Source organism: Microcoleus sp. Pol10D4 (genome assembly GCF_036701555.1).
Lineage (GTDB): Bacteria > Cyanobacteriota > Cyanobacteriia > Cyanobacteriales > Microcoleaceae > Microcoleus.
In genome coordinates this window covers 1-1,331 of record NZ_JAUBRA010000169.1, presented here as the reverse complement: position 1 = coordinate 1,331, position 1,331 = coordinate 1, and the positions used below count along the sequence as shown (strand labels likewise).

Annotated in this window: 2 protein-coding genes; both read left to right on the top strand. The window is 42.0% G+C overall.

Annotated features, from left to right (window positions below):
* The first annotated feature begins 96 nt into the window (after positions 1 to 96).
* Entirely contained in the window at positions 97 to 600 is a 504-nt protein-coding gene (locus QUA36_RS31175) for a helix-turn-helix domain-containing protein (RefSeq protein ID WP_333460158.1), read from the top strand.
* Positions 593 to 1,300: a transposase gene (locus tag QUA36_RS31170; protein WP_333339235.1), complete on the top strand. Its 708-nt coding sequence runs from the start codon at positions 593 to 595 to the stop codon at positions 1,298 to 1,300. Before QUA36_RS31175 ends, QUA36_RS31170 begins: the two co-directional genes overlap by 8 nt.
* Positions 1,301 to 1,331 lie beyond the last annotated feature (31 nt).

The window sequence follows — 1,331 nt, the reverse complement described above, 5'->3', positions numbered from 1 at the left end:
TGCTAGTACAGCTCGGCGTAAGTACACAGACTATATTTATGGTAGAATAACATAGTTAGCTGAGACCCGTTTAGGTGGGTGATCGAGGAGTCAGAGATGGCCTTATTAATGCCTAAAATATTAAAGTTAAGCGATGGCGAGCGTCATCAACTTCAGAAGTTGATCGACAAACACAAAACGCCCCAACAGCTAGTGCTACGAGCCCAAATAATTCTCATGGCATCAGATGGTCAAAACCATCGTGAAATAGCCCGAAGCCTAGAGATTAACCGACAGATGGCTCGCTTATGGCGAAACCGATGGTTGGAAAGCGAGGGAAAAGACTTATCGATTTTGCAAAGATTGCAAGATCAAGAGCGTGTTGGCGCACCAGTAAAATTTACCATGGAACAAGTAACTGAGTTATTTGCACTTGCCTGTTCCTCACCGTCCGATTATGGACGACCAATAAGTCATTGGACGGCGAGAGAACTGGCGGAGGAAATCATGAAACAAGGCATTATTGAAAGTATATCAGTCCGCCATGTTGGCAGATTATTAGAAGAAGCAGAACTTAAACCACACGCCTCGCGCTACTGGTTAACCCCCCCCTGTGGATGAAGAATTTGATGCAAAAGTTAAAGATATTACAGGCTTATATCTGACTGCGATTGAACGCAGTCAAAATGGAGAACACACTATATCGGTTGATGAGATGACAGGAATTCAAGCCATTGAGCGTCTCGAAAAAGACTTACCAATGCGACCCGCAAAAGTTGCAAGAAGAGAGTTTGAATATATTCGTCATGGCACGCAGACCTTGATAGCGAATTTCAATATTGCGAATGGTAAGATTATCGAGCCAACTTGCGGAGATTCGAGAAAAGAATCCGATTTTGTACTGAATATTCGTCACATCATTGAAACTGACCCCGATGCCCAAAAATGGCATCTGATTATGGATTGTCTGAATACTCACCAATCTGAATCATTGGTGCGTTTGGTCGCAGAAAAAGAAGGCTTAGATATCGACCTCGGTATTAAGGGAAAAAGCGGCATACTTCAATCCATGAAATCTCGTGCTGTTTTTTTAAGTGACCCAACACATCAAATTGTTTTCCACTACACGCCAAAACATTCTTCGTGGCTTAATCAAATAGAGATTTGGTTCAGCATTTTAGTGCGGAAATTACTCAAAAGAGCAAGTTTCACCAGTCAGTACGATCTGAAAAATCGCATCCTCAATTTTATTAACTACTTTAATCAAACAATGGCAAAGCCTTTTAAGTGGACATATAAGGGTAAAGTCTTGGCGGCCTAATAGTCTGTGTATTTACGCCGAGCTGTACTAG